At 73.2% G+C, this 26,823-nt stretch carries 25 protein-coding genes; 10 read left to right on the top strand and 15 right to left on the bottom strand.

Annotated features, from left to right (window positions below):
• Window positions 1-43: 43 nt before the first annotated feature.
• Window positions 44-817, bottom strand: coding sequence for a DJ-1/PfpI family protein (locus ABZ809_RS13090; protein ID WP_357562672.1), 774 nt, complete (start codon window positions 815-817; stop codon window positions 44-46).
• 220 nt (window positions 818-1,037) lie between these two features.
• On the opposite strand from ABZ809_RS13090, the gene ABZ809_RS13095 reads away from it, so the two are divergent.
• Window positions 1,038-2,015: a helix-turn-helix domain-containing protein gene (locus tag ABZ809_RS13095; protein WP_357562673.1), complete on the top strand. Its 978-nt coding sequence runs from the start codon at window positions 1,038-1,040 to the stop codon at window positions 2,013-2,015.
• A 17-nt stretch (window positions 2,016-2,032) separates the two neighbouring features.
• Here ABZ809_RS13095 and ABZ809_RS13100 read toward each other — a convergent pair whose 3' ends face one another.
• From ABZ809_RS13100 to ABZ809_RS13110, 3 genes are read right to left on the bottom strand one after another with little or no spacing between them, the layout of a single operon-like run.
• The gene (locus ABZ809_RS13100) at window positions 2,033-3,025 is read right to left on the bottom strand and encodes a hypothetical protein (RefSeq protein WP_357562674.1); all 993 of its coding nucleotides are present in this window, start codon (window positions 3,023-3,025) and stop codon (window positions 2,033-2,035) included.
• On the bottom strand, window positions 3,022-4,398 hold the full coding sequence (locus ABZ809_RS13105; protein WP_357562675.1) for a hypothetical protein: 1,377 nt from the start codon (window positions 4,396-4,398) through the stop codon (window positions 3,022-3,024). The genes ABZ809_RS13100 and ABZ809_RS13105 overlap by 4 nt, the downstream gene beginning before the upstream one ends.
• Entirely contained in the window at window positions 4,395-4,700 is a 306-nt protein-coding gene (locus ABZ809_RS13110) for a DUF6403 family protein (protein WP_357562676.1), read from the bottom strand. The genes ABZ809_RS13105 and ABZ809_RS13110 overlap by 4 nt, the downstream gene beginning before the upstream one ends.
• Before the next feature lie 263 nt (window positions 4,701-4,963).
• Between ABZ809_RS13110 and ABZ809_RS13115 the strand changes: the two genes are divergently transcribed.
• Window positions 4,964-5,773: a hypothetical protein gene (locus ABZ809_RS13115; RefSeq protein ID WP_357562677.1), complete on the top strand. Its 810-nt coding sequence runs from the start codon at window positions 4,964-4,966 to the stop codon at window positions 5,771-5,773.
• A 198-nt stretch (window positions 5,774-5,971) separates the two neighbouring features.
• Here the strand turns inward: ABZ809_RS13115 and ABZ809_RS13120 are convergent, their stop codons facing one another.
• Window positions 5,972-8,272, bottom strand: coding sequence for a DUF4173 domain-containing protein (locus ABZ809_RS13120; protein WP_357562678.1), 2,301 nt, complete (start codon window positions 8,270-8,272; stop codon window positions 5,972-5,974).
• Window positions 8,273-8,868: 596 nt separating this feature from the next.
• Here ABZ809_RS13120 and ABZ809_RS13125 point away from each other — a divergent pair.
• From ABZ809_RS13125 to ABZ809_RS13140, 4 genes are all read left to right on the top strand, one after another.
• Window positions 8,869-9,138: a hypothetical protein gene (locus ABZ809_RS13125; protein WP_357562679.1), complete on the top strand. Its 270-nt coding sequence runs from the start codon at window positions 8,869-8,871 to the stop codon at window positions 9,136-9,138.
• On the top strand, window positions 9,138-10,175 hold the full coding sequence (locus ABZ809_RS13130; RefSeq protein WP_357562680.1) for a hypothetical protein: 1,038 nt from the start codon (window positions 9,138-9,140) through the stop codon (window positions 10,173-10,175). The genes ABZ809_RS13125 and ABZ809_RS13130 overlap by 1 nt, the downstream gene beginning before the upstream one ends.
• Before the next feature lie 95 nt (window positions 10,176-10,270).
• On the top strand, window positions 10,271-11,200 hold the full coding sequence (locus ABZ809_RS13135) for an LLM class F420-dependent oxidoreductase (protein ID WP_357562681.1): 930 nt from the start codon (window positions 10,271-10,273) through the stop codon (window positions 11,198-11,200).
• Window positions 11,201-11,501: 301 nt separating this feature from the next.
• A complete protein-coding gene (locus ABZ809_RS13140) occupies window positions 11,502-12,794 on the top strand; it encodes an FAD-binding protein (RefSeq protein ID WP_357562682.1) in 1,293 nt (430 codons plus the stop codon).
• Window positions 12,795-12,810: 16 nt separating this feature from the next.
• On the opposite strand, the gene ABZ809_RS13145 is transcribed toward ABZ809_RS13140, so the two are convergent.
• The gene (locus ABZ809_RS13145) at window positions 12,811-13,956 is read right to left on the bottom strand and encodes a site-2 protease family protein (protein ID WP_357562683.1); all 1,146 of its coding nucleotides are present in this window, start codon (window positions 13,954-13,956) and stop codon (window positions 12,811-12,813) included.
• A gap of 198 nt (window positions 13,957-14,154) precedes the next feature.
• On the opposite strand from ABZ809_RS13145, the gene ABZ809_RS13150 reads away from it, so the two are divergent.
• Window positions 14,155-14,787, top strand: coding sequence for an N-acetylmuramoyl-L-alanine amidase (locus tag ABZ809_RS13150; RefSeq protein ID WP_357562684.1), 633 nt, complete (start codon window positions 14,155-14,157; stop codon window positions 14,785-14,787).
• Window positions 14,788-14,859: 72 nt separating this feature from the next.
• On the opposite strand, the gene ABZ809_RS13155 is transcribed toward ABZ809_RS13150, so the two are convergent.
• Window positions 14,860-15,156 carry a GYD domain-containing protein gene (locus ABZ809_RS13155; protein WP_357562685.1) on the bottom strand — a complete coding sequence of 99 codons (297 nt, stop codon included), beginning with the start codon at window positions 15,154-15,156 and terminating at the stop codon, window positions 14,860-14,862.
• Between the two features lie 174 nt (window positions 15,157-15,330).
• Here ABZ809_RS13155 and ABZ809_RS13160 point away from each other — a divergent pair, with 174 nt between their 5' ends.
• Together ABZ809_RS13160 and ABZ809_RS13165 are read left to right on the top strand one after the other, a co-directional pair.
• Window positions 15,331-15,612 carry a hypothetical protein gene (locus ABZ809_RS13160; protein WP_357562686.1) on the top strand — a complete coding sequence of 94 codons (282 nt, stop codon included), beginning with the start codon at window positions 15,331-15,333 and terminating at the stop codon, window positions 15,610-15,612.
• Window positions 15,609-16,019: a PIN domain-containing protein gene (locus ABZ809_RS13165; RefSeq protein ID WP_357562687.1), complete on the top strand. Its 411-nt coding sequence runs from the start codon at window positions 15,609-15,611 to the stop codon at window positions 16,017-16,019. The genes ABZ809_RS13160 and ABZ809_RS13165 overlap by 4 nt, the downstream gene beginning before the upstream one ends.
• Window positions 16,020-16,079: 60 nt before the next feature.
• On the opposite strand, the gene ABZ809_RS13170 is transcribed toward ABZ809_RS13165, so the two are convergent.
• Both ABZ809_RS13170 and ABZ809_RS13175 read right to left on the bottom strand, forming a co-directional pair.
• Window positions 16,080-16,499: a PIN domain nuclease gene (locus tag ABZ809_RS13170; RefSeq protein WP_357562688.1), complete on the bottom strand. Its 420-nt coding sequence runs from the start codon at window positions 16,497-16,499 to the stop codon at window positions 16,080-16,082.
• Window positions 16,496-16,705 carry a type II toxin-antitoxin system VapB family antitoxin gene (locus ABZ809_RS13175; RefSeq protein WP_357562689.1) on the bottom strand — a complete coding sequence of 70 codons (210 nt, stop codon included), beginning with the start codon at window positions 16,703-16,705 and terminating at the stop codon, window positions 16,496-16,498. The genes ABZ809_RS13170 and ABZ809_RS13175 overlap by 4 nt, the downstream gene beginning before the upstream one ends.
• A gap of 166 nt (window positions 16,706-16,871) precedes the next feature.
• On the opposite strand from ABZ809_RS13175, the gene ABZ809_RS13180 reads away from it, so the two are divergent.
• Window positions 16,872-18,989 carry a prolyl oligopeptidase family serine peptidase gene (locus ABZ809_RS13180; protein WP_357562690.1) on the top strand — a complete coding sequence of 706 codons (2,118 nt, stop codon included), beginning with the start codon at window positions 16,872-16,874 and terminating at the stop codon, window positions 18,987-18,989.
• A gap of 11 nt (window positions 18,990-19,000) precedes the next feature.
• On the opposite strand, the gene ABZ809_RS13185 is transcribed toward ABZ809_RS13180, so the two are convergent.
• The 6 genes from ABZ809_RS13185 to ABZ809_RS13210 form a co-directional block, all read right to left on the bottom strand.
• On the bottom strand, window positions 19,001-19,894 hold the full coding sequence (locus ABZ809_RS13185) for a L,D-transpeptidase family protein (protein WP_357562691.1): 894 nt from the start codon (window positions 19,892-19,894) through the stop codon (window positions 19,001-19,003).
• Window positions 19,895-20,020: 126 nt separating this feature from the next.
• A complete protein-coding gene (locus ABZ809_RS13190; RefSeq protein WP_357562692.1) occupies window positions 20,021-21,469 on the bottom strand; it encodes an alpha-amylase family protein in 1,449 nt (482 codons plus the stop codon).
• 143 nt (window positions 21,470-21,612) lie between these two features.
• Window positions 21,613-22,623, bottom strand: coding sequence for a hypothetical protein (locus tag ABZ809_RS13195; protein ID WP_357562693.1), 1,011 nt, complete (start codon window positions 22,621-22,623; stop codon window positions 21,613-21,615).
• A 386-nt stretch (window positions 22,624-23,009) separates the two neighbouring features.
• On the bottom strand, window positions 23,010-24,296 hold the full coding sequence (gene serS, locus ABZ809_RS13200) for a serine--tRNA ligase (protein WP_357562694.1): 1,287 nt from the start codon (window positions 24,294-24,296) through the stop codon (window positions 23,010-23,012).
• Between the two features lie 155 nt (window positions 24,297-24,451).
• Window positions 24,452-25,525 carry a MerR family transcriptional regulator gene (locus ABZ809_RS13205; RefSeq protein ID WP_357562831.1) on the bottom strand — a complete coding sequence of 358 codons (1,074 nt, stop codon included), beginning with the start codon at window positions 25,523-25,525 and terminating at the stop codon, window positions 24,452-24,454.
• Window positions 25,526-25,610: 85 nt separating this feature from the next.
• Window positions 25,611-26,792 carry a saccharopine dehydrogenase NADP-binding domain-containing protein gene (locus ABZ809_RS13210; protein ID WP_357562695.1) on the bottom strand — a complete coding sequence of 394 codons (1,182 nt, stop codon included), beginning with the start codon at window positions 26,790-26,792 and terminating at the stop codon, window positions 25,611-25,613.
• Window positions 26,793-26,823 lie beyond the last annotated feature (31 nt).

The following is a 26,823-nucleotide window of genomic DNA, read 5'->3' on the forward strand; positions in this document are numbered from 1 at the left end:
GGGCGACGGCCAGGGCCGCCGCACGCGCGGACCCGGCGGGGTGTCAGCGGAGGCCGGGCTCGCCCAACAGCCGCAGGGCCAGGCGCACCAGCTCCGGGCCGGCCTTCTCGGGGGTGCCGGTGTCGAACGGCGGGTCGGGGTCGTACTCCACGAGCAGTTGGAGCGCCTGCGCGATCTGGTCGTCGGCGAGCTTCGCGGTGAGATGCAGCGCCATGTCGATCCCCGCCGACACGCCGGCCGCGGTGATGATCCGGCCCGCCTCGACGAAGCGGCCCGGGACATAGGTCGCGCCGAACTGGGCGAGCTGGTCCCGCATGCTCCAGTAGGTGGTCGCCGGCAACCCGCGCAGCAGGCCGGCCGTGCCCAGGACCAGGGATCCGGTGCAGACCGAGACCGTCCACGTCGTGTGCCGGTGGAGCCGCTGGATCCACCGGATCACGTCGGGATCCGTCCGGACGTCGCGTACCTGGCCCCCGGGCACCAGCAGTACGTCCGCGCGGGGCACCTGGCCCAGCGTGCGGTCCACCCCGAGCGTGAGCATGCCGGTGTCCGTGTGCACCGGGCCGATCCGCTTGCCGACGGTCACCACCGATGCGCCCGGGATCCGACTGAGCACCTCGTACGGGCCGATCGCGTCGGTCGCCGTGATCCCGTCGAAGAGCAGGATCGCGATGCGCGGCCCCGGGGTCGACTCGTCCGCGGTGGTGGGTCGTCGCGCCCCGGCGGGAGCGCCCAGGCCGATGGCGAGGCCCATGCCCGCTCCGCCGGCCATGGCTGCCCGCAGCACCGCGCGTCGGTTGACGTCCGCACCGAACATCGGGTCACCTCCTGTTGGTTCGGGACCAGCTCGGTCGAGCGGCCCTGTGTCCCGGTGGTCGGTCGGGTCCCGGTCGTGGTTCCGGGGTGGACGGGCCAGGTCCGGATCCGAGGGGTGACTGTCCGTATCGGGTGGATTGCCGAGCGTGCTGTTGTCCGCGTGTGTGAAGGTGCCCGTCTCCGGGAACCAGCGGGGTCGCTCAGCGGACCTACAGGGTGTGGTGGCGGAAAGCGGGCGCGACATCGTCGTCGCCGTGTACGACGGCGCGGTCCTGCTGGACGTGGCGGGACCGGTCCAGATCCTGAACCACGCCGGCGGTTACCGGACGAGGCTCGGGTCGCCGGACGGCAGACCCGTGCACACCGATGTCGGCGTGCGGATGGCGGTGGATCTGGCGCTGCCGGCCGTCCGTACCCCCGTCGACACGCTGCTGGTGGCGGGCTACGGCGCGTTGGCCGATCACCGCCCGCCCGCCGCCGTGGTCGCGCAGGTGCGGCGGATCGGCCTGACGGCGCGGCGGATCGCCTCGGTGTGTACGGGAACGCTGGTGCTCGCCGAAGCCGGCCTGCTGGAGGGGCGACGGGCCACCACCGACTGGGCGGCGTGCGCCGAGCTGGCCGTGCGCTTCCCCCGCGTCGAGGTGCGGCCCGACGCGATCTGCGTCCGGGACGGTCCGGTCGTCACCTCGGCCGGCGTGACCGCGGGCATCGACCTCGCGCTCGCTCTCGTGGCGCAGGACCTCGGCCTCGACCGGACGTGGACCGTCGCCGAGTACCTGGTGGCGTTCCTCGGGCGGCCAGGTGGCCAGGCGCAGTTCGACGGACCCGAGGCCGGACCCGCGCCGCGCGACCCGCTCCTGCGCCGGGTGCTCGAAGCGGTGGCGGCGGAGCCCTCGGGCGACCATCGTCTCGCCGTCATGGCCGCCCGTGCCGCGGTCAGTGAACGGCACCTGAGCCGCCTGTTCCGCAGGGAGGTCGGCACCTCACCGGCCCGGTACGTCGAACGGATCCGGGTGCACGCGGCCCGGGCGCTGCTGGAGACGGGTGACGCGGGCGTCACCTCCATCGCCCGGGCCTGCGGCTTCGGCTCGGCCGAGACGATGCGCCGTGCCTTCCTGCGGGTCGCCGGCGTCACCCCGGCCGCGCACCGCCGCCGCTTCCGTGACCAGGGCCGGGCCGCGGCCGTACGGCAGCCGTGACGACCGGCCTCAGCCGGTCAGGTACGGGAGGCCGACTTCCCCCGTTTCCGGGCGGGCTGCGGGCGGGCTGCGTTCCCGGCGGACGGCCCGGCCAGCGCCAGCGCCCGCCGGCTCAACTCGTCAACGCGGTCGGTGAGCCGGCCCACGGCGGCCTCGTCGTCCGCGTCCACCACCGCGATGTCGTCGAGCAGGGCCGTGTAGTCGGAGGTCAGCGCCAGGTACTTCGTGCCGAACGACTCCTCGGTGTCGCTGACGAAGGCGTGCCGCTGCGCCCAGGCGTAGCGCTGGTCGAGGTCGACGATGTGTTGGGCCAGCACGGCGGCGGCCGCGCTGAGCGTGCTGCGGCTGTCGGCGTTCTCGTCGCGGCGGCGGCGCCGGTCGTCGGCGAGGCGGCCCGCCCGGCGGCCACCGAGGTAGAGCACCGTCGCTCCGGCGACGACGGCCACGATCGCCGCCGCCGCGAGCAGGAAGCGGGGCAGCGACGGGCTGATCGTGCGCGCGCCGTCGGGCACCGTGCCGGCCCGCACCAGCGTGTCGTAGTTGACGGTGATGACCTTCAACGCCTCCAGGGGGCGGTCGGCGAAGGTGTCGATCCCCCGGCCGACGACCGATTCCGCCACGAAGGTCCGGCCGAAGTTCTCGTCGTCGCGCCCGGGCAGCAGCGCGCAGCCGTACGTGTCGTACTCGTCGCCGTCGCGGCTCATCAGCAGCACCACGGTGCCGTCGGCGGCGTGCTTGACCTGCTGGCAGCCGGCCCGCAGGTCGGCGTCCGGTTCGAGCAGCACCACGACCAGCCGGCGGTTGCCGATGATCCGTTCGGCGGCTGCCTGGTCCAGGTCGACGCCCGGCGCGGCGTACACGGACGAGGTGCGCACCTGGCGGGCGATCGGGCCGTCGAGCAGCCCGCCGGTCCACAACGCCCAGCCGGCCAGCACCACGCAGGCCAGGGCGGCGAGGCCGAAGGGCGTGCCGAACAGGTCGCCGAGCCAGCGTCGTACGGACTGGTTCATGACAGCCTGCCCCGCAGGTAGAGGTCCGGGCGGTAGCTGGCGATGCCCAGCGTCCGGGCGCCGGCGTCCAGCTCGCCGGCCGCCTCGTCCAGCAACGTGCGTACGTGCGGGTCCGGCAGCTTCTCGTCCAGTGCCGTCCGGGCCGCCTGAAGCGTGACGATGCCCCGGGTCAGCGCCGCGTTGCTGCGGGTGTCGGTCAGCAGGGACATCTCGACGGCGAGCGCGGTGAGACCGGCCAACCGGGCCGGCGTGCCGCCCCGCCCCGGGTCGCCCCGGCGGATTCCCAGTCCACCGCCGGGTCGACGCAGCGACCGGAGCGACAGGATCAGGAACGTCGCCACACAGCCCCCGAAGACCCACGGCAGGGCGGGCAGCGCCACCCGGAGCGGATCGACCGGCCGGTACGGCAGCGGGCGCTCGAACAGCCCCGCGTAGCGGATGTCGGTGACCCGGTTCAGGTAGGTCGCCAGCACCCTGCCCTGGGGGTAGTCGTACCGGCTGAGCCGGTCGGCGAACTGGTTGTAGAAGCTCGCCCCGGCCAGCTCCGCGAAGTCCGACGCGCCCGGGCCGTGGTGCTCGATCCAGAGGCCGTACATCACCACGATCGGCGTGTCCGGGAACAGCCTGGTCAGCGCCGGCCCGTACCGGGGCACCGGCTCGCCGAACGGCTGCACCGGGAGCGCCACGTAGTAGGCGCCGTCCGGGAAGGCGTTCTTCGCGACGTTGTCGGAGACCTTGGTCAGGGTGGCGCCGGCCCCGACGTGCAGGCCGGTGGCCCGCAGGTCGGCGGCGACGGCGGCCACCTCCCGGTCGGTCGGCTCGCGCCACCGCAGGTCGTCCTGGTCGGTCGGGGAGGGATCCTTGCGCAGCGCGGCGATCAGCGTCACCAGCAGGTCCGTCACGTCACCCGTGGCGAACTGGGCGCGCCAGCCGGGCAGGGTGTCGGCGCTGACCTGGTAGAGGCCGCCGCTCACCTCGGTGCCGAGCACCCGGATCGTGGCGTTCTCCACGTCGCGTACCCGGTCGCGTTCGTCCTTGTCGAGCCCGGGCGGCGCGACCAGGATGCGGACGGGGCTCTCGCCGACGGCCTGCCGGACCCGCTGCTCGTTCCAGTGCGCGGTCGCGCCCGGCAGTCGTACCACGGGAGAAGCCGCCACCAGCGCGGTCATCTCGTCCGCCGACGGCACCGTGGCGTCGCTCAGCTCGCCGGCCGACCCCTCCTCGATCGCCGGGGCGGACGACGGCGACCGGCCGTAGCTGACGTCGAGGGTGCTCTGCCGCTGGGCGAGCAGGAACACCACCAGGACGACCACGGCGATGCCGAGGAGCGCCCACCGCACCGGCTCGTAGCGGTGCCTCCGAGAGGGTTTCACTGGTGCGTCCGCCACAGCCGGTCGGCCTCCCTCGCGTGCTCCGCCGCCGCCCGGGCGGCGGCCGCCCCGCCGCGCCCGGCGGCGATCAACTCGGCCCGGGCGAGCAACTGCTCGGCCTCCGGCACCCGGCCGGCCGACGCGTCCCGGCTGACGGTCGCGCTGTCGATCGCCGCGCGGGCGGTGGACCAGGCGACCCGCTGATCCCGCGACCGGGCCCGCCACCTGGGCAGCAGGGTCGTCACGACCCCCGCGCCCACCAGCAGGGCGCCACCGACCGACCAGAACAGGAGGGTGTGGGACATGCGCTCCAGCCATCCGGTGAGGGGGTACGGGGGTGTCGGGCGGGCGTGGGTAGGACCGAGTCTGGCTGATGGAGTCGAGCGGTCGCGAACCGGCCCCACCGCCTGTGACCTGCGGCCCGGTCCCCGGCCACCCGACGGCGAGCGGATCCGGCCTGTCCGGTACGGGACTCAGCGGTCGTCGCCACCGGATCCTCGACCAACCTGATCCGTGACGGCGAATGTCCCGAACGTCGTGCAGAAACGTCGTGGAGATCGGAGGACCGATGAAGGCCCTTTTCCGCGGGTGGGCGACCCGTACGACCCTGGTCGCGGCCCTGTTCGCCGCGCTGGCCGGTGCCCTGCTGCCCGCCTCGCCCGCGCTCGCGCTACCGTCCGGCAGCGGCTGGTCGGCCTCGTGGAGCTACTACCACCCCACGGCCTACCAGTACGCGGGCACTCTGCCCGGCGTGCGGTTGACCGGTTATGCCACCGACAACTCGGGCACGAGCACCACGGTCGGCACGATCGAGGACACCGCCGACGACGCCCGTTGCGCCCGGGTCATGCTCTACGCCAACGGTGTCGGCTACGTCGCCGACCGGACCACCTGCGGCAACGGCAGCTACCTGACCTACTCCACCGGCAGCTTCAGCCAGGGGCTGCTGGTGATCGTCTACCGGATGATCCCGGGCACGACCACCCACGACAAGGGCTTCGCCATGTTCGTCCCGGGCTCGTCCGCCGATCCCGGGCTGCGTACGGTCGGCACCGGCGCGAGCTGGTCGTACTACACCTCGACGGCCTTCCAGTACGCGGTGACCCGGCCCGGCGTGCGGTTGGTCGGCTACGGCGCCCACCAGTACACGGACCAGCGCTCCTCGCTGAACACGGTGGAGAAGACCGCCGGCACGGTCGGCTGCGCCACGGCCAAGGTCACCGGCGGGGTGTCCACCAGCGGCGGCACCTGCGTCAACGGCGGCAGCACGTCCTTCTCCCGCCCCGACCTGACCAACAACCTGGAGGCGTCCGCCTGCTACCAGCCGACCCCCGGCACCCAGCGCTGCCTCGCGATCACCATCCCCGAACCCTGGTAACCCCCCACCCCCACCCTCCGCCGCAGCCCCACCCCACCCCCTCCCCTCCTCGCCGATCTTGCACTTGTGGCCCCCGAGATGGGGGATGTGCGCCCTTTGCCCGGGCAGCAACTGCAAGATCGCGGAGGAGAGCGGGGGCGGGGGCGGGAGGGAGGGAGGGAGGGAGGGCGGGAGGGAGGGGTGAAGGGGTGAAGGGGGTTAGCGGCGGGATTTGGGGAGGTCGTACTGGTCGGCGGTGCGGCAGTCGCGGGGGCCGCCGACCGCGCCCGGACCGACCCGGTTGAGGGCCGCACGTGCCCGGACCCGGCCGAGGTTCCAGGCGTACCAGGGGTCCGGCTCGGCGAGGTCGTCCGCGATCCAGCTCAGCGTGCAGCGCCGCACCGGGCCGGGCAGGCCGGTCAGGGCCGGCGTGGCGTCCGCCGAGAGCGCCCGCAGGTACCAGGCGTCGATCTTCCCGGTCTGCTCGTACCGGGCGATGTTGCGGCGGGCGGCGTAGTCCTCCGGGTTGAGCACGGCCAGGCTCAGCAGCATCGCCACGGCCAGCGCCACGGTCAGGCCGGGGATCCACGCCCCGCGCCAGCGGATGCCGGCCACCAGGATCATCAGGAAGACGGTGCCGAGGAGCAACTCGAACGCCATCACGAAGAGCCGCTCGCCGGTGAAGCTGTAGGCCTTCTGGTACGTGTACATCCGGGACAGCGCCGACACCACGATGACGAAGCCGAGGGCGCTCAGCAGGCCGAGCAGGATCCGCAGCAGGTGACGCTCGACCGCCCGGTCCCGCCGCGCCCACCGGGCCACCCCGCCCAGCACCGCCAGCGTCAGCATGGTGACGACGACGAGCTGCCAGAAGCCGCTGCGCGCGTACTCGGCGTAGCTGAGGCCGGCGGTGCGCAGCACGTGCCGCTGACCGCCGAACAGGACGGTGAACTGCACCGCCACGAAACCACCGAAGAGCAGTGTCAGCGCGGTGATGACCGGCGCCCACTCCAGCACACCGAAACGGCGGGTGCCGGGCCGGTCGACAGTCGACAGGTCGGGCGGCGCGGCCAGCGTGTAGACGGCGGCGACCGCGCTCAGCCCGCCCACGGCGGCGAGGAAGATCCAGCGGAACACCGTGCCGACGTTGGCCTCGGGGATCAACTCGTCCAGCATCACGGAGAAGGCGCCGTCGGCCGACGACAGGAGCGCGCCGAAGACGATCAGCGCGGCCAGGGTGGCGGCGGCCGACCCGACGGCGCGGCGGACCCGTCCCGGATTCGCCGGGGCGTGCAGGTGCCCCCGTACCCAGGGCAAGCCCCGCAACGCCGCGAACGGAGCCGCCACCAGGCTGAACAGGATCGAGCGGACGCCCCGGCCGCCCACGATCGCGAGGGTCGCGCAGCCGAGCGCGCCGAGCACGCAGAACGTCACCAGCCACCAGGCGTTGCGGAAGGTCAGGACCGACAGCAGCGCCAGCGACGCCGCCGCCCAGCCGGCGCGGATCCACCGGTCGGTACGCGGCAGCTCCGCGCCGGTCCGCCGGACCGCGAGGACCACTGCGACGGTCAGGGCGAGCCAGCCGAGGAACCAGCCGATGCCGGTGCGGGTGAGCGGCACGAGGAACGCCACCCCCAGCGCCCCGGCGAGGATCGCGGCCGGTACGGCGCGGTCGCGGGCGGGTGCGGGTCCCGGCCACCGGGTGTCGAGGAACGACGGCGGGCGCGGCACCGGCTGGTAGCCCCGGTAGGGCATCGGCGCACCAGTGGGCGTGCCGATCCGGTACGGCGCGGGCGGCGGCACGGTCACCGTGGGGGCGGCGACGGGCGGGGGCGGCTGGGTCACCGTGGGGGCGGCGACGGGCGGGGGCGGCTCGTTGGCGGCCGACGTCGGGGCGGCGGAGGCGGCTGACCCGGCGGAGGCGGCTGGCCCGGCGGAGGCGGCTGGCCCGGCGGAGGAACCGGCGGCGGAGGCAGCCGATCCGGCAGAGGACCTGGCGGCGGAGGGCTCGTCGGCAGCCGCCGCCGGGGCCACGTCGGCGGCCGCGTCAGTGGTGGCCTCGGGGGTCGCGTCGGCGGGAGCCCCCGTGGCCTCGGGAGCCGGCCCGGCGGGTGCCGCGACGGCGGGTGCCTCGGCGGCCGATGCCGCGACGGCCTGGGCGGCGACGGTCGAAGCCGCGACGGTCGAAGCCGCGACGGTCGAAGCCGCGACGGTCGAAGACGCGACGGCCTCGGCCTCGGCGGCCGGTGCCTCGGTCGCGGGGGCCGACGGGGCGGTCGACGGCATCGCGGATGCCGGTGTCTGTGCGGCAGCAGCCGGCACCAGCGGGATGAAAACGGCGTAACCGCGCGTCCCCGCCGGGATGCTGACCGGGATCGCCCAGGCGGGCACGCCCTCCGGCCCCGGCCACTCGACCGTGGGCGGTGCCCCCTCCGTCGGTGGCATGACGAGCAGGTACGGCGTCGCGTCGCCGGTACCGGTGCTTCCGGCCGCCCCGGCGTCCTCTGGGGACTCTGGCACCGGTGGTGGGTGGGTCACGGACCCTCCTTGATCGAATGGTCCGCACACTGTACGGCCGGCCCGGTCCCCGCCGCCGCCCCTGACGCGGGACCGCACCTCACCGGCCGGATCGCAGTCACCTCGCCGACACGCCGGCCGTCGGGTAGTGGACAGGACAGCGGAGGCCTCTCCGTCGCACTGTTGTAGCAGGTGAGAGGCGTGAGGATGGCGGGCCACATCCCATTCCTCGGGTCCGGCGGAGACACCAGCGTCCCCGCCGACGCCGCCATCACCCAGCCCGACCCCGCCGCGGCGGCCCCGGTGTAACGCAGCGCCGGCCCCGCCCACGCGTCGTGGGGTCGCGCTCCGACACCGCCCCGGGCGCCAGGGCCGGTGTCGTCTCACCCGACCGACACCGACGTCATCACTCCGGCAGCACCGCAGCCGCGTGGCCACCCCGAGCACGCGCGGCCGGTGCGGCGTACCCCATGACCGGCCCCGGGCCCCGCCGTCGCGGGCCCGGCGGCCCCGGGCGTCGCCCGACCCATCCTTTCCCGCCGGCCCGGCTCTCGCCACGGCCGGACCGGTGACCGAGCACGAGCACGAGAGGTGCCGCAATGGCCGCTCCTACCGTTACCGCCTCCCTGAACGCCGCCACCTACTCACCCGGTGACCAGATGATCCTCACGGTCACCTACGGTGACGCCGACACCAAGCCGGTGACCGTCACGATCGTGGTCACCGACGCGCAGGGCAACAGCAGCGCCCCGGTGAAGGTCACCGCCGTCATCGACCCGCTCACCGTCACCGTCACCGACGACTCCGGCCGCACCTGGACCCGGGCGTCGGACAACGGGTCGGTCGCCGTCTACCGGGCGGTGGCGTGATGCCCCGGGTAACCGTGACGGTGCGTGACAAGGGCGGGCGCACCTCCACCGCCACCGCCGACTACACGATCGCGGCGCCCGTGCTGGGCGGCTACTACCTCTCCGGCGGGGCCGATCCCACGGCCGACATGGCCGGCGGGAACTTCCGCTCGCTGACCCAGTACCGCAGCTTCGCCGACGGCTACGTCTTCCCCGGGTACCAGCGGCAGTGGCTGGTCACGCTCGGCAAGGAGGGGGTGCGGATGAACATGGTGCTGGAACTGAAGCAGTACGGCGCGCCCAACACCGGGTCGCAGACCTTCACCGTGGACGGCGCCACCTACACCGTCCCGGCGCCGGCGATGACCATCCAGCAGCGACCCGGCACGACCTGGCCCCGGGCGTACGGCTACGGCCAGGTGCTGGCCGGGCACTGCGACGGACTGTTCGCCCGTGCCCTGTCCCAGTACCGGACCCTGGGCTTCGGGGTGAACATCCAACTCGCCTCGGAACTGGACACCGACCACGAGTTCGGCACCACGGAGTCCGGCGTCAGCTACGACTGGGAGCAGTCCGACGCCCGCGCGGTGCAGGCGATGACGTACATCGTGAACTGGTTCCGGGCCCGCACCCTGCCGGCCGGCACCACCTTCTCGGTGGGGGTGGGCGGCTTCGACCGGGCCTGCTTCCAGCGCACCCACCCGGAGGCGCTGATGGCCAAGCTCGACTTCCTCCAGTGGAACGCCTACGCCACCAGCGCCTCGCACACGGCGCTGGCCCGGTTCCGCCGGGCGAAGGACTGGGCGGTGGCCGACCTCGGGCCGGTCGCGCTCTCCCGGCCGGTGATCGTCGCCGAGTGGGGCGTACGGGCGGCGGAGGTGCCGGACCAGGCCGCCTGGATCGCCACCGTGCCGGCGGCCATCGCCCAGCTCAACGCCGAGCGTGGGCCCCGGATCGCGCGGACCAACTACTTCAACTCGGGCTGGGGCACCCTGTCGCCGAAGCCGGTCGGCCTGGCCGCCCTGAAAGCGGCGTACGCCACCCGGCCGTACGTCTAGCAGGGCCGACCGGTGCCGGACCCGGCCGGGCCCGGCACCGGTCGACCGCTCTGCTCCCGCGCCCGCCGGGCCGGCCCGCTTCCTATGCTCGGAGCATGGAACTGCGGATCTTCACTGAACCCCAGCAGGGCGCGACGTACGACGACCTGCTCGCCGTGGCCCGCTGCGCGGAGGACGCCGGCTACGGCGCCTTCTTCCGTTCCGACCACTACCTGAAGATGGGCTCGGTGAGCGGCGACCCCGGGCCGACCGACGCGTGGACCACGCTCGCCGGCCTGGCCCGGGACACCCGGCGGATCCGGCTGGGCACGCTGATGACCGCCGCCACCTTCCGGCTGCCCGGCCCGCTGGCCATCACCGTCGCGCAGGTCGACCAGATGAGCGGCGGCCGGGTCGAGCTGGGCATCGGCACCGGCTGGTACGCCGAGGAGCACACCGCGTACGGGATGCCCTTCCCGTCGCTCGCGGAGCGCTTCGACCGGCTGGAGGAGCAGCTCGCCGTCGTCACCGGGCTCTGGGCGACGCCGCCCGGCCGGACGTTCGACTTCGCCGGGACGTACTACCCGGTCAGCGACTCGCCGGCGCTGCCGAAGCCGGTGCAGGACCCGCGCCCGCCGATCCTGCTGGGCGGCAAGGGTCCGAAGCGCACACCCCGTCTGGCCGCCCGGTACGCCGACGAGTTCAACCTGCCGTTCGTCTCGGTCGAGGACACCATCGCCCAGTTCGCGCGGGTCCGCGCCGCCTGCGCGGAGATCGGCCGGGACCCGGGCGAGCTGCGCTGGTCCAACGCCCTGGTGCTCTGCTGCGGGCGGGACGACGCGGAGGTGGCCCGCCGGGCTGCCGCAATCGGCCGGGAACCGGACGAACTGCGTGCCAACGGGCTCGCCGGCACCCCCGCCGAGATCGTCGACAAGATCGGCCGGTACGCCGGGGCCGGCAGCGAGCGGGTCTACCTCCAGGTGCTCGACCTGGCCGACCTGGACCACGTGGAGCTGGTCGCGTCCGAGGTGAAGCCCCAGCTCTGAGCCGGCGGCCGGCCGGGGCGACCGTCAGGAGAGGACCGCGTCGACCGGCCCCGGTCGGCGGCCGCGGGGCGGGGGGCCCGGGCGGGGTACCGGACGCGGCACGGGCGGCGGCGTCGGTTGCGGCGCGGGCGGCGGCGTCGGCGCCGGCCGGGGCTCGGTCGTGGTGTCGCGATGGGTGCTCATCGGCGTAGGGTTCCCCGACGGCGGCGCGATAACCGTGCCCGATCGACCGGTGTCCACCGCGCCGCCGGTCGTCCGGCGACGCGTCCGGGCGACCGTGGCTGCCGAACGGGGATAGGACATGCGACCGCACCACGACCAGGAGCCGCATTCCGTGCACGTCCCGGCGCCCGGACCGCGGCACAACTGGGCGGGCAACGTCCGCTACGCCGCCCGCCGCCACCACCGGCCCACCTCCCTGACCGAGCTGCGCCGGCTGGTGGCGGGCAGCGACCGCCTGCGGGTGGTGGGCACCGGGCACTCCTTCAACCGCCTCGGGGACACCACCGGCGACCTGGTCTCGCTGGCCGGGCTGCCCGCGACGGTGGAGATCGACCCGGACCGCCGGACCGTCTCGGTGCCGGCCGCCATGCGGTACGGGGACCTCGCCGCCCGGCTGCACGCCCGGGGGTACGCCCTGGCCAACCTCGCCTCGCTGCCGCACATCTCGGTCGCGGGGGCGGTCGCCACCGGCACCCACGGCTCGGGCGAGACGGTCGGCAACCTGGCCGGCGCGGTCGCCGGGCTGGAACTGGTCACCGCCGACGGCGACCTGCTGACCGTCGACCGGGCGGCCGACGGGGACACGTTCGCCGGCATGGTCGTCTCCCTCGGTGCGCTGGGCGTCGTCACCCGCCTCACCCTGGACGTGGTGCCGACCTTCGACATCCGCCAGCACGTCCGCCTCGGCCTGCCCCGAGCGGCCCTGGACGCGGCGTTCGCCTCGGCGTACAGCGTCAGCGCCTTCACCGACTGGCGCTCGTCGCGGCTGCGGGAGGTGTGGGTCAAACAGCGCGCGGAGGCGGAGCCGCTGCCGGCGGACTGGCTCGACACGACGGCGGCGGACGGGCCGCGGCACCCGGTGCCGGGCATGCCGGCGGGCAACTGCACGCCGCAGCTCGGTGAACCCGGCCCGTGGCACGAGCGGCTGCCGCACTTCCAGCTCGGGTTCACCCCCAGCAGCGGGGCGGAGTTGCAGTCGGAGTACCACGTGCCGCGCGGTTCGGCGGCGGCGGCGCTGGGCGCGCTGGACCCGGTCGCGCACCTGATCGCGCCGGTGCTCCAGGTCTGCGAGCTGCGGGCGGTGGCGGCCGACGGGCTGTGGCTGAGCCCGAACCACGGTCGGGACAGCCTCGCCATCCACTTCACCTGGATCGCCGACGCGGCGGCGGTGCTGCCCGTCGTGGCGGAGGTGGAGCAGCGGCTGGCACCGTTCGCGCCGCGCCCGCACTGGGGGAAGGTCTTCGGCCTCGCCCCGGCGGCCCTCGCCGCGGCCTGGCCCCGGTACGCCGACTTCCTCGACCTGGCGCGCCGGCTCGATCCGGCCGGCACGTTCCGCACCGAGCTGCTGGACCGCTACCTGCCCCGCGACTAGCGACCTTCTCCCGCGACTAGCGTCCGGGCGCTCCGGTCACCTGCTCGCGGAGGCTGCCGCGCTGCACCGCCCGGCTGATGTCGCTCGGCGACACGATCCCGACCAGCCGGCCGTCGGCCACCACCAGCGCGCGCCCGTCGGCACATTCGCTGAGCCGGGGGAGCAGCTCGTTCAGCGACTCCTCCGGCCGGGCCAGCACCAGCTCGTCGGCGCGGCAGGCCACCTCGGCCAGCGTGGTGCCGGCCCGGCGCTCCGCCGGGATGCCGCGTACCCGGTCGAGGGTGACCAGGCCGACGGGCCGGTCGTCCTCGGTCAGCGGCAGCGCCGTGTGCCGGTACGCGAAGAGGTAGTGGTCGACGAAGTCGCCCACCGTCATCTGCCCCGACGCGGTCTGCGGCTGCGGCGTCATCACGTCGGCGACCCGCACCCCCCGCAGCGCGCTGCCCATCCGGGCCTGCCGCTCCTCCAGGCCGGCGGCGCCGATCAGGAACCAGCCGATCAGGGCCAGCCAGAGCCCGCCGATGCCGACGCCGGCCAGGAACTGCCACAGCCCCAGGCCGATCAGCAGCGCGCCGAGCACCCAGCCGGCCCGGGCGGCCACGACCGACGCCTTCGTCCGGTCGCCGGTGGCCTTCCAGACGGCCGCGCGCAGCAGCCGCCCGCCGTCCAGCGGGGCGGCCGGCAGCGCGTTGAAGACCGCCAGCAGGATGTTGATCCCGGCCAGCCAGGCCAGCGAGCCGAGCAGCAGCCCCTGCACCCCGGCCACGGCGAGCACCACCGCGATCGCGCCGAAGAAGAACCCGATCAGCAGGCTCACCAGCGGGCCGACCCCGGCGATGCGCAGCTCCGCGCCCGGGTCGCGCGCCTCGCCACGCAGCTCCGCCACGCCGCCGAAGAGCCAGAGGGTGATCCCGCCGACCTCCAGGCCGTTGCGCTTGGCGACGATCGCGTGCGAGACCTCGTGGGCGAGCAGGCCGAGGAAGAAGACCACCGCCGCCGCGAGCCCCGCCAGGACGTACGCGGCGACGGGCCGGTCCGGGTAGGCGCGGGGGAACTGGTTGGCCGACAGCCCCCAGGCGATCAGCGCGAAGATGACCAGGACGCTCCAGTTCACCCCGACCGGTACGCCCGCAATCCGGCCGAGCCGGAAACTCGCCCTCATGTTCGGGTACTACCCGCGATGGCCGCGCCCATGCCGGCGCGGCTCACTGGGCGTGCTGTACCCGTTGAACAGGCGTGACGGAGGAACATATTCATCAAAACATTTCCATGTATTACAGTGGCGCCGTGCCGGCCCGTACGGGTGTGGGCGGCCCTACGGCGGCCTCCCGGCACCCCTACTTTTCGTGAAGAGGTGCTCGTGATCAGTAAGTCCTCAGCGCGCCGCCGCACCCTGCTGGCTGCCGCCGCTGGTCTCGTCGTGGCTCCCTGGGCGGCGACCGGAACCGCGCACGCGGCGGTCCCGAAGGTCTACCTCGACCCCGGGCACGGCGGCACCGACCCCGGCGCCGTCGGCAACGGGCTGACCGAGAAGGCCCTGACCCTCAGCATCGCGCTGCAGACCCGCGACATCCTCAAGGCGAACTACAGCGTCGACGTGCGCATGTCCCGCACCTCTGACATCACCCGCAGTCTCACGTACCGCACGAGCGACGCCAACGCGTGGGGCGCCACGATCTTCGTCAGCATCCACATCAACTCCGGCGGCGGTACGGGTTTCGAGAGCTACCGGTACCCGGGCACCTCCAGCGCCCTGCACAGTCCGGTGCACTCCCGGGTCCTGTCGGGCATGCGCACCGTCGGCTCGGTCACCGACCGCGGCCTGAAGACCGCCAACTTCCATGTGCTGCGCGAGACCGCCATGCCCGCCGTCCTGACCGAGAACCTGTTCATCGACACCGTGGCCGACGCGAACCTGCTCAAGCGCGCCGCCTTCATCACCGCCACCGCCCGAGGGCACGCCAACGGCATCGCCGCCTACCTCGGCCTCTAGGCCGCGGAGTCGCTACGGGGGTGGCTGCTCGTTCAGGTCGGCAGCCACCCCGCGGTCATGGCCGTGATGGAGTCAGCCAGCGGCCTTGGCGATGATGCGACTCATCTCCTCCTGACCGAAGGCCCGCAGGGTCGTGGTGCGGACGTTGCCCGCCCCGCCGAGCCGCAGGAGCGCCGCGGAGGCGGTTTCGTCGTCGGGCGCCTCGACGACGGCCACGAGGTCGTACGGACCGGCGGTCCACCAGATGTTCACGAGATTCGCCCCGAGCTTCTGTGTCGCTGCGGCGAAGGCCTCGGCGCGCTTCGCGGTGTCCTTGAAGCCTTGGATCCCCTGATCGGTCCAGTTCAGCAACGCGACATACGTCGGCATGGTCCTTCACCTCCACGAAGAGATCTCATCGTAAGGTTAATTCCGGGCATAATCGCCGAAAGTGACCAGATGGTCGGCGCCGGTGGTGGGCAGCCCTCAGGGGGTGTACAGCGAACCGGTGTGGCGTGACGGGCTGCTGGCTTTCCGTCAGTATGCAGCGGGTATGGTCGGAGTATGACTCGCCGTATCACGATCAGCCTGCCTGACGACGTGGCCGCGTACGTCGAGCGCACGCAGGGCACCACGTCCGGTTTCATCGCCGGGATCCTTCGTCGGAAGATGCGTGCCGACAGTCTTCGTGCGAAGTGGGCGCAGCTCGGCTACGTGGTCACCGACGAGGACATCGAGCAGACCCGCGCCCGCCTGGCAGCTCTCGCGCCCGTCAGTGACGAGCAGCACGCCCGCAACGTCGAGTGGCTCAGCCAGTTCGACAACGAGGGGACCGCCGCCGCGTGAACGGTCTCGTCCTCGACACCTCCGCCCTGCTGGCGTACGCGTCGGGCACGAGCGTCGAGCCCGGTGCCATGCTGACCCTGGCCGAGGAGGATCCCGACCAGGAGGTGTGGATCCCGGCGCTCTGCCTCGGGCAGGCGCAGCTCGAACTCGCGGGCACGCCCGCCGCCAGCATGCTTGACCTGCTGCTCGTGGCTGAGCGCGACATCCAGGTGGCGGTCTACGACGCTGCGACGAGTCGACGGGTGGCCCGCATCGCGGCCGCGTTCACCGTGTCACTCGATGTCGCGCACGCGATCGCCACGGCGATCCTCTACCGCTGTTATCTGGTGACCCGGGACCGGAAGGCCATCGAGGCTGCGGCGCCACCCGGCTTGGACGTCCTCGACATCGGCGAAACCTGGGATTGACGCGCAGCGGCGGTGGCGGCCGGACCGGCCGCCACGGCGGGCGGGGCGGCGGCTACCGCGTCAGTCGGCGGTGCCGGCCGGGGCCACCCAGGTGGTGGGTTGACCGGTGATCGCGGTGATCAGGTCGAAGTCTCCGTCGTAGTGCAGGACGGTGACTCCGTGCCGTTCCGCGGTGGCGGCGATCAGCAGATCCGCCATGGACAGCGCGCGGTGGTTGCCCTTGTGCAGTGCCTGCACCTGGACGTCGATCGCCCGATCCCAGATCTCGTCGGTCATCGGCAGCCACCGGAAGCCGCTCAGCATCCACCGTGCACGCTGTGCGTCCTTGGCGGTGCGAGCGCTGTGGATCACCTCGATCTCGACGGCCCCACACACGGCGAGCAACCCTCGCTCGGAGAGTTCATCGAGCACCGGGGCCACGCGTGGCTTGGGCCAGCGGGCGAGGGCCGACTTGTCCAGCAGGTAGTGCTCGTGGTTCACGCCGCGTCCGGCTTGGCGGCGTCGACCGGGCCCGTCAGCTCGGGTAGTCCTCCGCTCTTGAGCCAGTCGGCGAACTGCCGCCGCTTCTCCCGGTCGACGACAGCCTTGAGGGCGGCGTTGACGGTGGCCTTCTTCGTCGTGGTGCCGAGGATCTCGCAGGCCTGAGCAAGCAGTTCGTCGTCGACGTCGAGGATCGTCCGACTCACGGGGTGACTCCTTCGATAGGCGATCCTCGCCATGATATCAAAATTACATCATTCTGATATCACGTCACCGGGCGTGCCGCCGACGCAGTCAGGCTCGGCGAGGACGTCGCCATGTCGACAGCCGGCCGGGCCCCAGTGTGTCCGTCCCGTCGGGGATAGTGGCGAGGTGGCTGGGCTGACCGTGAAGGGCGACGACGCGTACCTCTGGCTGGAAGATCTTGATGGCGCGGACGCCGCACGGTGGGTGCGGGACCGCAACGCGGAGACCGTCGCCGCGTTGACCGGAGGCGACGCCTTCGCCGCCCTGCGGGCCGGGTTCCGGGAGGTGCTCGACGCGGAGGACCGCATTCCCTACCCCGGATGGCGCGGGGACCACTTCTATTACAACTTCTGGACCGACGCGACGCATCCGCGCGGGGTGTGGCGCCGGACGACGCTCGACCAGTACCGCCGGCCCGAGCCGGAGTGGGACGTGCTGCTCGACCTCGACGCGCTGGCCGCCGAGGAGGGCGAGAACTGGGTGTGGAGCGGGCCGACGGTGCTGCGTCCCGGCTACGAGCGCTGCCTGGTCAGCCTGTCCCGGGGCGGCGGCGACGCGGTGGTGGTGCGGGAGTACGACCTGGTCGGGCGGGCCTTCGTCGAGGACGGCTTCACGCTGCCCGAGGCGAAGAGCGACGTCTGCTGGATCGACGCCGACCACATCTACGTCGCCACCGACTTCGGGCCGGGCTCGCTGACCTCTGCCGGGTACCCGCGCCTGGTCAAGCGGTGGCGGCGGGGCACGCCGCTGTCCGAGGCCGACGTCGTCTACGAGGGGCACGTGGACGACGTCGTCGTGCACGCCACGCACGATCCCACGCCGGGGTTCGAGCGCGACTTCGTGGGCCGCCGGCTGGACTTCTACCGTACGGAGGACCACCTCCTGACCGGGGCGGGCGAGCGGGTCCGGATCGCCGTGCCGGACGACGCCCAGTGGGACGTACACCGGGAGTGGCTGCTGATCCGGCTGCGTTCGCCGTGGCCGGTCGCCGGGGTGACCCACCCCGCGGGCGCCCTGCTGGCGACCCGGTTCGACGCGTTCCTCGCCGGTGGGCGGGAGCTGACGGTGCTCTTCCGGCCCGACGACCGCACGGCGCTGAGCGACTGGTCCTGGACCCGCGACCATCTGATCCTCCGCACCCTCGTCGACGTGCGCAGCCGGCTGGAGGTGCTGACGCCCGACGGGGGAGGCTGGCGGCGGGAGCCGCTCGCGGGCGTGCCGGAGTTCGACCACAGCGGCATCGTGGACACCGACCCGGAGCACGGCGACGCCTACCTGCTCGCCTCGGAAGGCTTCCTCCAGCCGGCGACGCTGCGGCTCGGGCGGGTCGGCGGCGAGGTCGAGACGCTCCGGCGGGAGCCCGCGTTCTTCGCCGCCGAGGAAATGGCGGTACGCCAGTTCTTCGCCCCCTCGGCCGACGGCACCCGGGTGCCGTACTACGTGGTGGGGGACCCGCACGCGCCCGCCGGGCCGACGCTGCTCACCGGCTACGGCGGTTACGAGATCTCCCTGACCCCGAGCTACAGCGGGGTCGTCGGCCGGGGATGGCTGGCCCGGGGCGGCACGTACGTGGTGGCGAACATCCGGGGCGGCGGGGAGTACGGCCCCCGGTGGCACCGCGCCGCGATGCGGGAGAACCGGCCCCGGGCGTACGAGGACTTCGCGGCGGTGGCGGCCGACCTCGTGCGGCGCGGCATCACCACGCCGGAGAGGCTCGGCATCGAGGGTGGCAGTAACGGCGGGCTGCTGATGGGGGTGATGCTGACCCGTTACCCGTCGCTCTTCGGGGCCGTCGTCGCGCACGTGCCGGTGCTGGACATGCGCCGCTACCATCGGCTGCTGGCCGGTGCCTCGTGGATGGCCGAGTACGGCGACCCGGACCGGGAGGCCGACTGGGCGTTCCTGCGCGGATACTCGCCGTACCACAACGTCCGCGGTGATCGCCCGTACCCGCCGGTCCTGCTCGTCACCTCGACCCGCGACGACCGGGTGCATCCCGGGCACGCCCGCAAGATGGCGGCCCGGCTGCGCGAGCACGGCCACGACGTGTCCTACTACGAGAACGTCGAGGGCGGGCACGGCGCGGCGGCGAACAACGAGCAGCGCGCCTTCGTCTGGGCGCTGACGCTGGAGTTCCTGTGGCGCAGACTGGCCGGTCCGGCCCAGGCCCTACCGCATCAGGCCCTGCCGCACCAGGCCTTCCCGGTCGAGGCGGGTGAGCCCGCCGAGTCGCCGCTGGTTTGACGCGGGGGTCGTCAGGCGGTCGGGGGCGGGGCGGGCAACTCGTCGACCACGACCACCTCGGTGCCGGGGCGGACCTCGGCGAGCAGCATCCGCTGCCCGCTCCTGGTGAGCCGGATGCAGCCGTTGGTGGTCTTCCTGCCCAGCTCGCCGTCGTGGTACCAGCTGTGGATGCCGATGTGCGCGCCCCGCAGGCTGGGCGGCACGGCGGCGGGGTCGTCGGGCACCGAGCCGAGGGCGAAGATGTCCACGCCGCCGTACACGCTCTGTGGCGGCGGGGTCCGGCCGAGGATGAAGGTGCGCCCCAGCGGGGTCTCCTGGCCGCGCTGGCCGAGGCTGACCTCCCAACTGCGCAAGGGCTGGCCGGCCCGGTACCAGGTGAGCCGGTGTGGCTTGCGCTCGACGACGATCTGGTCGGTCAGCGCCACGGTGGTGTAGCCGCCGGGCGGCAGCCAGGCGAGCCTGCGGTTTGCCGAGGGCAGCAGCACCGCCGTCCAGCCGGCGCGTCGCTCGGCGATCGGCATGGTCAGCTCGACCCCGTTGATGGTGGGCGCGAGGAAGGCCAGCGGCCGGCCGCCGGGCGCGGTGTAGGCGGCGATCCGGCGGGTCGGGTGCAGGCCCTCGGTCAGCGGCGTGGTGTCCATGGTGTCGGGGTCGGCGGGGAAGCCGCTGGGCGCCCGGTCGTAGTCGATCACCGGCAGGTCGTCCGGTGCCGGCGCGGCCACGGGCACCCGCTCCGCTGCCTGCGCCGCGCTCGTCGGGGCGGCGGGGGCGGACGTGGGTGGCCCGGCGACCGGCGGCGCGGTGGGCGCGGCGTCGGGGGTCAGCGCCCAGCCCGTGGCCCCGCCGGCCATCAGCAGCAGGGGTACGCCCACGGCGGCCAGCAGGCGGACACGTCGGCGGGTCATTCGGCCAAATTGCACAAAACCGACTGTAGCGGATGGAGAGTGGCCGAACCCCCCGTCCCGGCCGGAAAGTCGACCGGGGCGGGGGGTTCGGGGTGGGGCGTCCGGGTGGCGCGTTCGGGGTGGGCGTCAGCTCAGCCGGGCGCCGATGTGGATGGCGACCGCGTCGTGGGCGGGCACGTTCGCGGTGAACCAGCCGTTGCCGTCCACGGTGATCACCGGCCCGCTGCACGTGCCGTTGCCGAACGTGCCGTGGATGACGTCGCAGTAGCGTCCGGCGGGCAGCCCGGTCTGGTACGACCGGCCCGTGATCGCGGAGTCCTCGTCGTTGACCGTGACGTAGCCCTTGCCGGCCCGGCCGAACGCGATGTGGTTGTTGCCGTTGTCGTACCAGTTGACGACGCCGGCGCCCTCGGTGGCGTTGCGGAAGCCGACCATGTTCGCGATCACCGGCCAGCGGTGCTCGCACTCCCAGCCCGAGTAGCAGGTGACGTCGAGGGTCTTGCCCGAGCCGTCCGAGGGCGGGCCCTGGTCGCGCTGGCTGTACGTGTAGCTCGACATGACCGTCGGGGAGCCGTACGGCCAGGCGAGCATGAACGCGTTCGCCAGGGCGTAGCTGCCCCGGTCGCGATAGGTCAGCACCCCGCCGACGTCGCGTTGGGTGTCGTGGTTGTCCACGAAGACGGCCGCGGAGCCGCTGGGCAGGTGCCCCCAGCCCTCGCCGAAGTTGCGCAGGTACGCGAGCTTCTCGGAGCGGAAGACCCGGGCCAGGTCCTTGCCGTAGCGGAACTCGTGCACGTCGCCGTTGCCGGTGTACTCGCCCGGCTGGATCGGCTCGCCGGCGCCGTGGATCACCTCCTGCACCAGGTACGCCGAGCGGGAGAGCTTGGCCTTGATGGCGGCGATGTCGGCGGCCGGCATGTGCTTGCTGGCGTCCATCCGGAAGCCGTCGACACCGAGCGAGAGCAGGTCGTTGAGGTAGCCGGCGAGCTTCGTCCGGACGTAGTCGGACTCGGTCTTCAGGTCGGACAGGTTGACCAGCTCGCAGTTCTGCACCTCCCACCGGTCGTTGTAGTTGACGATGTCGTCGCCGTTGTTGCGGCCACAGTGGTGGAAGTCCTGCGTCTGGTAGATCCCCGGGTAGTCGTAGTGCCCGTACGACGAGCCGGCCCAGCCGGTGCCGCCGTTGTCCTGCCCGGACATGTGGTTGACGACCGCGTCGACGATCACCTTCACGCCGGCGGCGTGACAGGCGTCGACCATCGACTTGAACTGGGCGCGGGTGCCCTTGCGGGACTCGATCCGGTAGCTGACCGGCTGGTACGCCAGCCACCACTGCGGGCCCCGCACGTGCTCCTGCGGCGGCGAGACCTGCACCCAGCCGTAGCCCTTCGGGCCCAGCGTGGTGCGACACTCGGTGGCCACCGAGGGCCAGTTCCACTCGAAGAGGTTGGCGATGACCTTCTTGCCGCCGGCCGGGGCCGCGGCTGCCGGCGGCGCCGTCGCGGCGCCGGGGACGACCAGGCTCGCGATCACGCCGAGGGCGACGATCGCCGACAGACGTCGACGTCTCTGCATCGGGAGGCCTCCTTGCGGGAAGGGGTGGTGGCGAGGCCGAAGGACCTGCCGGGATTGTGCAAGGCAAGCTGAAAATTCCCGAAAGATTACAAGCGTGTTGCAGAGAATGTCAACGCATGGAGATGTGTCGCTGCCAGCGGCGGCTACTGGACCGCGCGGGCCACGCAGATCCTGGCGTCGAGGCGGGGCCCGGCCTCGTAGAGCATGTAGTCCACGCCGCCGTCGGTGCCGAACGTCGGCGACGCCACCCGGCCGTTGTCCGACGCGATCGGCCGGTGGAACACCCCGAGGTGGACTTCGCGGTCGAAGTTGGTGCCGACCTCGGTCAGGTACATGTTGCCGCTGCTGCCGTGATACGCGACATAGGCGGTGCCGTTGCGCTTCAACAGGTGCGGCGCCGAGATGTCGGTGAGCCCGTCGCCCGACGGTGACACCAGCGGGTTCGGGGAGAACTGCCAGCCGCTCCAGCCGTTCGGCGACCAGCCCCAGAAGATCTTCCGGGTGCCCGGCCGGATCGTGTGTGCGCCCATGAACACCATCACGTAGCGATTCCCCTTGCCCGCCACCGAGTGCTCGAAGACCCGCGCGTACGAGGTCTCCGTCGTGTTGGGCACCAGGTTCGTCGACAGGATCGGCGTCTCGTCGGTGAAGCGGACGCCGTCGGTCGAGCGGGCGACGCGGGTCGTGAAGTTCTCGCCGTGGAAGTACAGGTAGAACTGCCGGGTCGGCGCGTCCCACACGACGTGCGGCGACGACACGTGGCTCACCGTCGTGGTCGGCAGCACCCGGTCGACGACGGGATTGTTGGCGTACTCGGTGTAGGGGCCCTCGAGCCGGTTGGCGTAGGCGAGGCAGATGCCGCCGGGCGCGTCGTGCGGCGCGTAGTAGAGGTAGTAGCGGCCGAGATAGCCGCTGATCTTGTCGTAGACCCCGCGCACGCACGGGAAGATGAACTCGCCGGTCGGGTTGTAGCGCAACGGCCTGTCGAACGCGTCGCGCACGTACCGATAGTTGGGAAAGCCGGCCGGTGCGGCGAACGCCGGCGTGGTCGTGGCGGCAAGGCCGGTGCCGGTGGCCGCGGTCGCGACACCGGCGGCCGCCGCACCACGCAGCAGCGTGCGTCGGGAAAGGGAGCCTTCAGGGGTACGCGTCATCGCGTTCCCTCCGTTCGTTCGGTGGGGCGAGCCGACGGGGTAGGGGAGCGGGAAGGCCGTACGAGGGCAGGTGTCACTCGACCTCGCCCGCGTGCCGGAGGGAGTGGATGCTCGTCGCGAGGGGGCTTATTGATCGATGAGTTTGCGCGCGCCGGCTCGGCGGCGTCAAGATGCTAATACGAATTAGCAACGCGGGCCGGGGGTCCCACTCCTCGCGGATCTTGCACTTGCTGCCCCGACACAAGACTCATTCCGCCCATTCGGAGGGCCAAAACTGCAAGATCGACGGGGTGAGGGGCGGCGTGAGGGGGCGGGGGAGGGACGGGGGAGGGACGGGGGAGGGCGCCCGCGGAGTGCGGGCGCCCTCGGGGCACGGATGGGGTGGGTCAGCGGGTGGGGGTCAGGCGGTCGGTGCCCAGGCGGTCGTGGAGGACCTCGGGGAGCAGCACCGAGCCGTCGGGCTGCTGGAACTGCTCCAGGATGGCCGGGAAGAGCCGGCTGGTGGCCAGCGCCGACCCGTTGAGGGTGTGCACGAAGCGGGTCTGCTTGCCGCCCGGCTCCCGGTAGCGGATGGCCGCCCGCCGGGCCTGGTAGTCGCCGGCCCAGGAGACCGACGAGACCTCCTTGTACTTGCCGGTGCTCGGCATCCACACCTCGATGTCGAGGGTCTTCTTCATGGAGGCGCTGGCGTCGCCGGCCGAGAGCAGGCTGCGCTGGTAGTGCAGGCCCAGCTTCTCGACCAGGCTCTCGGCGTGCAGGAGCATCTCCTCCAGGGCGGCGTCGGCCTGCTCCGGCAGGCAGAACTGGAAGATCTCCACCTTGTTGAACTGGTGGCCCCGGACGGTGCCCCGCTCGTCCGAGTGCGACCCGGCCGCCTCGCGCCGGTAGCACGGCGTGTAGGCGAAGGCCTTCAGCGGCAGCTTCGCCGTCTCCAGGATCTCGTCCTGGTACGCCCCGAGGATCGCCGTCTCCGAGGTGGGCAGCAGGAACTGGCCGCGCGGCGCGGACTCCCGGTCCAGGTGGTAGACGTCGTCGTAGAACTTGGGGAACTGCCCGGCGGCGAAGCCGGCGGTGTCCAGCAGCAGGTGCGGCGGGAGCAGGAACTCGTAGCCGGCCTGCACGTGCTCGTCGACGAAGAAGTTGAGCAGCGCCCACTCCAGCCGGGCGCCCAGGCCGGTGTACATCCAGAAGCCGGAGCCGCCGAGCTTGACCCCGCGCTCGTGGTCGACCAGGCCCAGCATCCGGCTCAGCTCGACGTGGTCGCGGACCTTCTCGATGGCCGGCGGCTCGCCGAAGGTGTGGACGACCCGGTTGGCCTCCTTGCCGCCGGGCACCACGTCGTCGGCGGGGAGGTTGGGCAGCTCGCTCATCACGCCGCGCAGCCGGGACTGCACCTCGTCCAGCTCGGATTCCAGCTCGGCGAGCTGCTTGCGGCCCGCCTCCGGCGCGGAAACCTCCGGCTCGGTGCCGGCGCGCTTCGCCGCCGCGTACGCCCGGGCCTCGGCCTTGCGGCGCTGCCGCTCGCCGTCGATGCCACTGATCAGGGCGCGGCGTTCCTGGTCGAGCCGCTGGATCTCGTCCAGGGCGCGGGTGACCTCGGCGGGATCCAGTCGCTTGGCCAGCGCGGTCGCCACCGCCTCGCGATCCTTCCGGATCAACTCCATGTCGAGCATGCTGCTCCGTACGCCTCCGTCCGGACGTCTGGTGGACCCACCGATGCTACCGTCGCGCCCCGGTCGCACCCCGGCCCGGTCCGACCCCGCCCGCCGCGCCAGGTGTGAGGAAGGAGCCCTTCCTTACACCTCAGCACCTCGGCGGGGTCTGGGGGTCAGAGTCGGATCGGCATCAGGAGGGAGAACGCGTCGGCGTCGTCCGGCCGGCGTACGGCCAGTGGCGTGATCGGGCCGTCCAGCTCCAGCAGCAACTGGCCCGGGCCGGCGGCGTCGAGGGCCTGGAGCAGGTACCCGCCGTTGACGCCGACCCGGAACGCGTCCTCATCCCCGGTCAGCTCGTCCGCCCCGAGCAGCCGTACGCCGCCCCGGCCGTCCGGCCCGAGCACGGTCACCGCGTACGGGGCGCCGCCGTCGCGCCGGGTGACGACGGGGGCGTCGGCGCTGGTCAGGGCCGCCCGCAGCGCGTCGGCGTCGACCGTCAGCCGGTGCGCCGGCCCGGCGGGTCCCAGGCGCACCAGTCGGTGGCGGTCCGGGAAGTCGTACGGCATGGCGGCGCAGTCCACCGCGCGGCCGGCGACGGCGAGCGAGATCGTGCCGGCGGTCACCGTGAGCCGCGCCTCGGCGGTGAGATTCGCGCCGACGTCGAGCAGGGCGCGCAGCTCGTCGACGAAGGCGACCGGGGCGAGTGCCCGCACCGCCGGCCCCTCGACCCGGGCGGCAGCCCGCGCCACCGCCAGCCGGAACCGGTCGGTCGCCACCAGCCACACGCCGGTCGCGTCGGACTCGAACAGGACGCCGGCCATCGCGGGCAGGTCGGGGTCGGTGCCGACCGCGAAGCGGACGGCGTCCACGGCCGCCGCGAGGTCGGTGCGGGACAGCACGACCCGGGTGGTCACGACGGTCTCCTCGGCATCGAGCAGGGCACGGATCCGGGCGAACTCGCGGCGGGCGTCGGCGAGGCCATCCTCCAGCCGCCGCAGGTGGGCGTCGAGCAGGCGGTGCACCTGTGCCGGTTCGGCCCGCACCGCGGCGGCGATCTCGGCCACCGGCATGCCGACCCGGCGCAGCCCGGCCACCAGCCGGGCGGGCACCACCTGGTCGCAGGTGTACCAGCGGTAGCCGGTCGTCGGGTCGACCAGGGCCGGGGCCAGCACCCCGGCGGAATCGTAGAACCGCAGGGCGCTGACGGTCAGCCCGCTGGCGCGGGCCAGCTCACCGATGCTGCGCAGGTCGCCGTCCACGGAGGTGATCCTGCCGTCTCAACCTGGTCGAGGGTCAACCCGCCCCGGGCCGGCGGCCCGGGGCGGGGACCGGTCAGCGGGGCGGGTCCAGCACCCGGAAGGTCAGCCCGGCCCGCTCCAACCGGTCCAGCAGCGCGTCGCCCATCGCGGTCACCGGGGTGACCTGGCCCGAGGTGGCCGGCAGTTCGTCGGTGGCCAGGCAGAGCGCCGACTCGGCGAGCATCTTCGCCGTCTCGTCGTAGCCGGGGTCGCCGCCGGCCACCTCGGTCAGCACCCGCCGGCCCCCGCCCGCGCCGACGAAGCGCACCCGGAACCAGGACTTCGCCCGCTGCTGCGGCGTCGGCCCCTGCCCGGAGGCGAGCCGGCCGAGCAGCCAGCGCCGGGCCGGTGGCAGCTTCACCAGGGCGGCCAGGCCACCCAGGCCGGCCGCGCCCGCCAGCACCGTGGGCAGCCGTTTCACGGCGGCGAAGTGCCGGTAACGGAAGTCCGGCCCGTACTCGGCGCGGGCGGCGGCCGAGCGGCGGACCACCTGCGGGTCGATGGTCGGCAGCGGCACCATCCACATGCCCAGCTCCTTCGACCGGGCGACCCGCCCGGCCACCGCGCGCACCCGCCGCCCGGTGGGGCGCGGCTCGACCTGCCGCCGCTCCCGCGCCGCGCGGGCGGCCTGGGCCGTGCGGGAGAAGGCGGTGAGGGCCGAGTGGTACGTGCCGGCGGAGACCCGCCCGCCGGCCCGGACGAAGCCGTCGACGGTGATCGGTACGCCGTCGGGTAGCTGCTTCAGCGTGAACCAGACGCCCAGGTCGTGCGGGATCGAGTCGAACCCGCAGGCGTGCACCAGCCGGGCTCCGGTGCGCTCCGCCTCGGCGTGGTGGCGCACGTACATCAGGTCGACGAACTCGGGCTCGCCGGTGATGTCCAGGTAGTCGGTGCCGGCGCGGGCGCAGGCGGCGACGAGCGGCTCCCCGTGGTGCACGTACGGGCCGACGGTGGTGGCCACCACCCGGGCGCTCTCGGCCACCGCCCGCAGCGACTCCGGGTCGGTGACGTCGGCGGTGAGCAGGGGCAGCCCGGCCAGCTCCGGGTCGATCCCGGCCAGCCGGTCCCGTACGCCGGCCAGCTTGCCCGGGTTGCGCCCGGCCAGCGCCCAGCGCAGCCCGGGCGGGGCGGTGCGGGCCAGGTACTCGGCGGTCAGGCCGCCGGTGAAGCCGGTGGCCCCGAACAGGACGACGTCGTACGTCCGCTGCTCACGCATCCGCCGAGTCTGCCACCCGGCGCGGCGGGTC

The sequence above is a fragment of the Micromonospora sp. NPDC047074 genome (assembly GCF_040643815.1).
Classification (GTDB): domain Bacteria; phylum Actinomycetota; class Actinomycetes; order Mycobacteriales; family Micromonosporaceae; genus Micromonospora.